Annotated in this window: 9 protein-coding genes; 2 read left to right on the top strand and 7 right to left on the bottom strand. The window is 50.2% G+C overall.

The window, feature by feature from the left end; translation table 11 throughout:
• Positions 1-134: 134 nt before the first annotated feature.
• The 5 genes from ACESZH_RS23300 to ACESZH_RS23280 form a co-directional block, all read right to left on the bottom strand.
• On the bottom strand, positions 135-1,646 hold the full coding sequence (locus ACESZH_RS23300) for a recombinase family protein (RefSeq protein ID WP_002575864.1): 1,512 nt from the start codon (positions 1,644-1,646) through the stop codon (positions 135-137).
• A gap of 94 nt (positions 1,647-1,740) precedes the next feature.
• A complete protein-coding gene (locus ACESZH_RS23295; RefSeq protein WP_002584948.1) occupies positions 1,741-1,953 on the bottom strand; it encodes a hypothetical protein in 213 nt (70 codons plus the stop codon).
• Complete coding sequence (mobV, locus tag ACESZH_RS23290) at positions 1,937-2,881, bottom strand: MobV family relaxase (protein ID WP_002575862.1); 945 nt, start codon at positions 2,879-2,881, stop codon at positions 1,937-1,939. The genes ACESZH_RS23295 and mobV overlap by 17 nt, the downstream gene beginning before the upstream one ends.
• 173 nt (positions 2,882-3,054) lie before the next feature.
• Positions 3,055-3,450: a replication initiator protein A gene (locus tag ACESZH_RS23285; protein WP_002575861.1), complete on the bottom strand. Its 396-nt coding sequence runs from the start codon at positions 3,448-3,450 to the stop codon at positions 3,055-3,057.
• A 111-nt stretch (positions 3,451-3,561) separates the two neighbouring features.
• A complete protein-coding gene (locus ACESZH_RS23280) occupies positions 3,562-3,975 on the bottom strand; it encodes a cysteine-rich VLP domain-containing protein (RefSeq protein WP_002575860.1) in 414 nt (137 codons plus the stop codon).
• Positions 3,976-4,203: 228 nt separating this feature from the next.
• Between ACESZH_RS23280 and ACESZH_RS23275 the strand changes: the two genes are divergently transcribed.
• Together ACESZH_RS23275 and ACESZH_RS23270 are read left to right on the top strand one after the other, a co-directional pair.
• Positions 4,204-4,467: a hypothetical protein gene (locus tag ACESZH_RS23275; RefSeq protein ID WP_002575859.1), complete on the top strand. Its 264-nt coding sequence runs from the start codon at positions 4,204-4,206 to the stop codon at positions 4,465-4,467.
• A gap of 78 nt (positions 4,468-4,545) precedes the next feature.
• Positions 4,546-5,346 (top strand): helix-turn-helix domain-containing protein, encoded by an 801-nt coding sequence (locus ACESZH_RS23270; RefSeq protein WP_002575858.1) that lies wholly within the window; start codon positions 4,546-4,548, stop codon positions 5,344-5,346.
• A gap of 80 nt (positions 5,347-5,426) precedes the next feature.
• Here ACESZH_RS23270 and ACESZH_RS23265 read toward each other — a convergent pair whose 3' ends face one another.
• The gene (locus ACESZH_RS23265) at positions 5,427-6,647 is read right to left on the bottom strand and encodes an MFS transporter (RefSeq protein WP_002584949.1); all 1,221 of its coding nucleotides are present in this window, start codon (positions 6,645-6,647) and stop codon (positions 5,427-5,429) included.
• An 826-nt stretch (positions 6,648-7,473) separates the two neighbouring features.
• On the bottom strand, positions 7,474-7,775 hold a 302-nt coding region (locus ACESZH_RS23260), incomplete at its 5' end, for a hypothetical protein (RefSeq protein WP_373219459.1).

Raw genomic sequence — 7,775 nt, 5'->3', positions numbered from 1 at the left:
GTTTCAGGATTGCGCTCCGGCTCATTCAGTACCTGAACCCGAGTTTCATCTGCCATCAGATATTTACGCATCCGTAAAGTACAGTTTACAAGGGACTACACAGGGTAGGTATCTGACGGGAGGGGTGCCGCCAGTCAGATTTTCCATGTGATGTTCAAGCTGTCGCTTGTGGCGGCTATGGTGGTGATCATCAAATCCACCACACGCCGCTTGTCATCAAAAGATACATTCTCCCAGGTATCGAGGTAGCCGGAAATCTGGCTGACCTGTTCCGGGCTGATGGCCTCCACAGTCAACTCCGCTATCCTTGCCAGAAGTTCCTGCTTGCGCCCGTCCAGTTCCGCTATCTTCACATTCACATAGGAGAACAGGACATTGTTTGCCCCCGTCAGACTGTCCACCAGCTTTTCAATCTCGCTGTCTACATGGGCAAGTTCCACTTGCAGGGCGGTGATTTTCGGGTTTGCCTTTGCCGCTTTCTTTTTTCCTGTCAGCGTCTTGTAGCTTGCCAGCTTCTTTACCATCTGCTGATAAACAACCGCTTCCAGTTCCGAAGTGATGATTTTCCCACAGCCAGGACAGCTTTTATTGTCCAGCCGTTTCGTGCAGCGGAGATACTGTTTGCCGGAGGGATTGTAGATACTCATAAGAGCATACCCGCAATTCCCGCACTTGATTTTTCCTGCCAGCCATGTGTGGGTGGCTTTCCGGGCAGACTGGATTTTCATGTTGTTCATCAGCTTCTTGCGGCAGGTCAGCCAGGTGTCGGAGGGGACGATACCCTCATGGGGAGCCAGTACCAGCATTTGGTCTTTTAAGTCGTTTTTCTTGCTGGCCTTTACATCTCGCCCTTGATACAGATAGCAGCCGTTCATGCCCGTAAAATCGGCAACGTCATTGACAATGACTGTACCTTGACTTTTGAAAAATTCGTACACATCAAGGTCTGCCTGCACATAGACAGGATTGCGTAACATCTGCGCCAGCGTGGGGCGTATCAGCTCTTTGCCATGGAACAAAATCCCCTGTTCGGCAAAGTACCGGGTAATGTCCCCGTAGGAAGTTGTGGGCTGGGCGTACATCTCAAACATCAGCCGGATATTGGCCGCTTCCTCCGGGTTTACCACCAGCTTCTTTGTGTTGATACCGTCCATCTTGATAGGCTCCGTATGGAAGCCGTAAGGGGCTTTCCCGCCCATCTTAAAGCCCCGCTGACTGCGGGAGTAGTAAGCGTCCGTTACCCGCTTCTGTATCGTTTCCCGTTCAAGCTGGGCGAACACGATACAGATATTCAGCATGGCCCGTCCCATCGGCGTGGAGGTATCAAACTTTTCCGTAGAGGACACAAACTCCACATTGTACTGCTGGAACAGCTCCATCATGTTGGCAAAGTCCAGAATGGAACGGCTGATACGGTCGAGCTTGTAAACCACGACCTTTGCAATCAAGCCCCGCTTGATGTCCCGCACCAGTTCTTGAAACTTCGGACGGTCTGTGTTCTTGCCGCTGTACCCTTTGTCTGTGTATTCCTTGCAGTTACCGCCTTTCAACTCGTATTTGCAAAATTCAATCTGGCTTTCAATGGAAATGCTGTCCTTTTTGTCTACCGATTGTCTTGCATAGATTGCGTCTATCCGATTGTTCATATTGTCGCTCCTTTTCTTAAAAAAGAAACGGAGCTGCTGACAGTTCTATTATACCGCCAGCAGCCCCGCAAATCAATGATGGGTTTGGAAAACCTTATGTCCCGGCTTCCTCACTCTCCCGCTTGTCGGCGTACTTGCGGAACACCTCATAAAGCTGCTGTTCCAGTTCCCGGCGTTTGGCTGCTTCCTGTTCCGGCGTGAACACCGGGGAGAGATTTTCCAGTGTGATTTCCTTTCCCTGAAAAGTCACGATTTCGATTTCCTTTTTGTATCTGATATTACTTATAAGATCACCTTTCCTTTCCATGCTGCCGCTGTTGCCGTTTCAGTTCCGCTAAAATCTCCGGCGGGATACGGTCAACCAGCCGCCGCATATCGTCCAGTTCGCTTTTTAACTTCGCCCGTTCCATCGTGTCATTCATCTTGCCTTTTTCGCTGGCCTTTGCCCTGACTTCCAGCTTTTCATTTTCCGCTAACAAGTCATTGATTGTGACCTTGTATTTTTTCAGTTGCCCGGAGAAGTTCTCCATCTGCGGAAACCACTTTTTCAGCATGGAGAGGGCTTCCTCTTTCTTCTTTCCGGCGTTCAGCGGGGTAATGCCGGAGAGAACCGCTTCAATGGCCCTCGCCTGTTTGGAGAGGTTGACCGCCTGTTTGAACAGCCGGGTGGGGATATGCTTCCGGCCCGTCTTGCTGGCGCTTTCCCCACGCTCCAGGTCGGGGTACTGCTCCACCATACAGGCGTGAAAATCGTCCTGCCACTTCGTCAGATTGGCCCGGTTGCCGATAATTTCTTTGGCGCACAGGCGGTTGTCCTTTGTCAGCGGCACAAAGACCAAGTGCAGATGGGGCGTTTTTTCATCCATGTGTACCATAGCCGAAACGATGTTCTCCCGGCCCACCCGGTCAATGAGGAAGTCCGCCGCCCTCTGGAAGTAGGCCGCTATCTCCTTTGGGGACTTGCCCTTGAAAAACTCCGGGCTGGCGGTAATCAGCGTGTCCACAAACCGAGTGCTGTCCTTGCGGGTGCGGCATCTGGCCTGCTCGATGCGGCTCTGAATGAAATGGTAGTAGCGGCCATCCGGCTTGACGATGTGGAAATTGTACTTGCTCCGGCTGGTGTCAATGTCCGGGTTGCTGGCGTACTGCTCCTTTTTCCGTTCATGGTGGGCTTCCAGCGGCCCCGCCGGGTGGCCCTTGTGCTTCTCAAATCGCAAAATTGCGTGTTGTGCCATTGAACTCCTTTCCCCATTCCATTCCTTTCCGGCGGGTTTTCCCGCCGAAAATATCTCTGATAGGATTGGAATGGAATGAATGTAAATAGATGGTTTTAATCTCTGTATTTCTATATACCGTCAGATTTCCGTACTTCAAGAGGATTGATTTTCGTACTCGCCAAGTACGGTTTTCAGCCCTCCGGCGTACCATAACCGGATTTCTTGAAGTCGGTGTTTGGAACCGCTTCATAGGATTTCGGGTAAATGCGGTTGGGTTTTCCACAGCCCTGTTTCTGGATTTCCACCAGCCCCGCATACTGCAACTCCCGCAGGGTGTTGACCGCTTTCTGCCGCCCGCAGCGGAGCAAAGCGACCACCTCGCAGATGGGGTAGTACAGGTAGACCCGCCCGTACTCGTCCGCCCAGCCGTTCTTCCGGGACAACTCCGCCCGGCGCAGGACAAAGGCATACAGCACCTTCGCTTCGTTGCTCAAGGGCTGGAATGTGGGTGCTTCAAAAAGGAAATTGGGGAGCCGGGTGAAACTGAACGCCTTTTCCGGCTGGTGAATATAAATCGTGTTTGTCATAGCGTGTTTTGTGGACGGTTAGAGGCCCGTTTTCCGGGGCGAATGATAAATGATACCAGCCGCCCCGGTTGAGGGCTTGCGGAGCCTTGCAAATCAAGGCTTTTCCCGCTCTTAACTGTCCACAGCAGACCTCCTTTTCCGTTCACTTTCTGTTTTCTGCCGCCTGTGAACTCTGGCGGCGCAGTCCGGGCAGTATTTGCCCCGGTTGGACTTCGGGACGAACACACCGCCGCACTCCGCACAGCGTTTCAAGTCCCTGTCCCGGTAAATCTCCGCTTCCAGCGTCCTGTCCAGCGGCAAGACCGCCCAGCGGAACCACTTGCAGCAGACGGAGAACGAAATCATCTGCGGACAGGCGCAGGTGTCGCCATCGTCCAGCGCAAGGCAGTTTCCGTCCTCGCAGTTGCAGCACTCCCGGCGTATCAGGCCGCTGGCTCGTCTCTTCTGGGGCGGGGTTATGCGGTAGGGGGAGCCGTCCGGCCTGTGTTCCAGCGGCGGCAGGTGTTGATAGGGTCTTTTGCTCATGCGTCCCTCCGTTTTCTTTGGCGTGTTCTGTTTCCAAGGTGCTTGTCCATCGATGAACTATCCCAAGTCTACACCTTTTTGACCGCCTGTGCCGTATATCCAAGAGGTAGGAAATCAGCCTGAAAAACTCCCTATTTCCACGCTCTCGGATTTGTGATATAATCAAAAAAAGATAAAAGACAAATTCAGGTTTCTGGTCTTCTTGCACAAAATAAAGGAGGAGCTATTATGCAAATTGTTTATATTCCAAGCGAATCAATGTCTGTTCAAGGTAAAAAAGATGAAATCTATAAAAGATATGGGAAAGACTGGAATATTAGAGAACAGGGAGGAGGTAACGGAAATTGGTTGTTGACCAGAAAAAGTGATGTGCTTGTAGATGGAAAAAGTTATCGTACTTTTGTACTTGAACACTACGGTAAATCCAAGCTGACAGCGAAGCTTGTTGATAAATTTCGTGAAGATGTAGCAAATGGTAAAATAAAACTGTAAATGCCTATGCCGTTATGCTATGAGCATAGTACATAGCATAACGGCTTCTCTTTCGTTGAGCTAGCAAGGAGGGTGAATATGTCTTTATCCATACAAGAGCGATTAAAAGACCTACGTGTGGAGCGTGGCTTGACGCTGGGGCAGCTTGCGGAGCAGACCGGGCTTTCCAAGTCTGCGCTGGGCAGTTACGAAACGGAAGACTTCAAGGACATCAGCCACTATGCCCTTATCCGGCTGGCGAAGTTTTACGGTGTGACCGCTGATTATCTGCTGGGGCTGTCTGAAATGAAAAATCACCCAAACGCCGATCTTGCAGACCTGCGTTTGAGTGATGAAATGATTGACCTGCTGAAAAGCGGGAGGATAGACAATACCCTGCTGTGTGAGCTGGCGGCGCACCCGGATTTCCCCCGGCTGATGGCTGACCTTGAAATCTATGTGAACGGAACGGCACTGAAACAGGCGCAGGGTGCAAACGCCATAGTGGACACGATGAGCGCAACTGTTATAAAAAAGCATAATCCTGGCATGAGTGATACGCAGTTAAGACAGCTTATCACCGCCCATATTGATGAGGACGAGTTTTGCCGCTATGTGATACAACGGGACATAAACGGGATTGCCCTTGCTCTGCGGGAAACACACAAGGACGATTTTTTCAGCGTCCCAGAGGATAACCCGCTAAAAGAAATGCTGGAAACTGCTGGTGAAATCGTCAGCCAGGACAGCGACACGGAACAAGCGTACTTGGCGTTTATCTGCAAACGGCTCAAGCTGAATTTTAGGAAGCTGTCAGTAGAAGAACGGAAGTGGCTGAAAAAGATTGCGGAAAAATCCGACTTGCTGAAGAATCCAAAACCGCAGAGAGGACGAAGATAAAAAATGCCTGAACGGCGGTTCTGGTTTTTCAGAACCACCATCCAGGCATTTTGTTTAGTAATAGAAAAAGGTGCAGTTGATTATTGCGTATTGTCAATCTCTCTCAAACCGGGTAGTAAAAATACGGCAAGCGCAACGATGATAATGCCAATTCCGCAAATGACAAACCATTTCTCAACTCCCAGCCGCTCCGCCAGAGGCCCGGAAATGACAAGGCCAAACGGCATGGCGAGGGAAGCGGCGCTTGTCAGTAGAGAAAAAACTCTCCCCAGATATTCTGGTTTGACCGTTTCTTGAAAAATCGCATTTTGCACACCGTAAAATGGAGCGGAAATTCCCATAACAGTACAGCACACAACAAAGACAAGAAATGCGTCTGGCGGCAAAAGCCCGGAGAGCATATTGCTAACGCCCATCAGGAGAACGGAAAGACCGATGGTGTACCGCCGTTTCTTAAAACCGCCCCAAATGCTCAGAATGACTCCGCCAAGCAGCATACCAACCGCAAAAGCAATTTCAGCGGCAGAGGCATGGGCCGGTGTTCCTTTGAAGTATGACATACAGATGAGAGGAAAAAGCGTACTGATTGGCATATAAAAGAACATATAAATTACACCAATCCAGAGCAGAGCAAAGAGGCCCCTGTTTTGCTTTAATACCACATACCCCTCTTTCATATCCTGTAAAAACTGTTGTCTTTTCGTTTCTGGACATAGTTCAGGCGTTGGTATGGACGAAATCGCAACAGTCACACAGGCAAGGATTGCACCCACAATATCTAACAATATAATTGCATTAAGAGGCCAAACAGCATATAAAAACGCTGCGGCAGCTGGACTGATAATCGCACTTACTGCTTGCATGGTCTGCGTGTAACCAGCGCATTTTGTAAGTTCCTCTTTTGGCACAATCATAGGTGTTGCTGCGCTGAATGCTGGAGAATGAAAAGCAGTTCCCGCACTTCGGATTAACAGGACAACCATAATAGACCATACGGGCAATTCCATGTAAAACGCCACCAGCGCCAGAATACCGCCAGCGGCGGCAATTATCAAATCCGCACCAATCATTACGCTTTTACGGCTGTGCCGGTCAACAAAAGCACCTGCAAACGGGCCTAAACAGGCTTGCGGCAAAAATCCAATCAGTGTTGCCGCCGTCAATATGATTGCAGAATTAGTTTTCGCAACCAAATAAAAGATAATGGCCATTTGCAAAATACCGCTGCTAATAAAGGATATTGCTTGTCCGGCAAGAAGTGTAAAATAAGTTTTTCTCCATGAATTGTTGTTTTGGGTCATAATGCGAACCTCCTTTTTTATTGCATTGTTCCTTTGTTTCTGCAATAAAAAGCAGGCGTTGTCCCACAGAGAGGGCAGACGCCTGCATAACAACAAAGCACGAAAAAACACCACGATACAGTTCAAAGACTGCTCGTGTCAAACCTACGTGTTCCTTTGCATACGCACGCAAAAAAAGCCCACCATCATGTGGAAAGGTACTTCTACTTTTTATTGCTTATTAGCGTACACAAATTAACACACGTAAGCCTCCTTCCAATCTCAAACTGTCGCACAGTATAACACACATCCGATAGACTTGTCAACCATTTTTAACCTTGTTTTCCATCTTGTTTTTCCATCTCTTACGGGCAGTAGCAAAGCCAGGCGAGCCAGTCAACGGTCAAGATGAACGGCGCTTTCAGCGCCGCCGTTGACAGTCTCGCCCGTCTTTGCTAATGGGTAATCAAGGCGGGAAAGCCATTTTAGGGCTTTCCCGCCCATTTCAATTTTGGGAGAAGAAAGGCCCCAAAATGAACGAGTGCGGCCAAACACTTTTAGGGATTGGCCACCTTGTCCACCCATCCAGCGGGGCGGCGGGGAACGGTCAAGGCCGGGCGTCAGCCCATTCATTTCAGCCTTGACGGTTTCCTGCCGTCCTGCTACTTTTCCCGGAGTGTGGCCACACATCTGGTCACGGTGTCCAGAGCTTTGGGACTTTTTGTCCCATAGGCCGGGGGCGGAGGACGAGGGACGGGGGCTTTCATAATACGCCCTGTCTGCTGCTGAAATCAGCCCTTTGTTTCCGGCTTACCAGCCCCAAACAAAGCCCTGCTTTCCTGCCGCGTCAAATGCCCTTGCCCTCCCCGGCGGCAACGGTATTTTCAGGGCAACGCCGACAGAGCGTATAACACACTACACTTTGCTCCGCAAAGTCGTGTGCCAAATGGGGCGCTGCCCCCTTTGGAAACCCCCGCAACAAACAGGTGCTATGCACCCAGCCGGGAGCATAGCGCCGTTTGTTGTCAGCAGCCCGTTTCACGGTCTGCGTGTAGTTCCTTGTAAACTGACCTAACTGGCGGTGAAAATAATCATAAACATGACAGAGGTAATTCTCGGCACAGTAAATGATCCAGTTAGCAAGCGTAG

The sequence above is a fragment of the Ruminococcus sp. 5_1_39BFAA genome, from assembly GCF_964240875.1.
GTDB lineage: Bacteria > Bacillota > Clostridia > Lachnospirales > Lachnospiraceae > Blautia_A.
The sequence above is the reverse complement of the archived record's forward strand: the minus strand, read 5'-3'. Positions and strand labels throughout refer to the sequence as shown.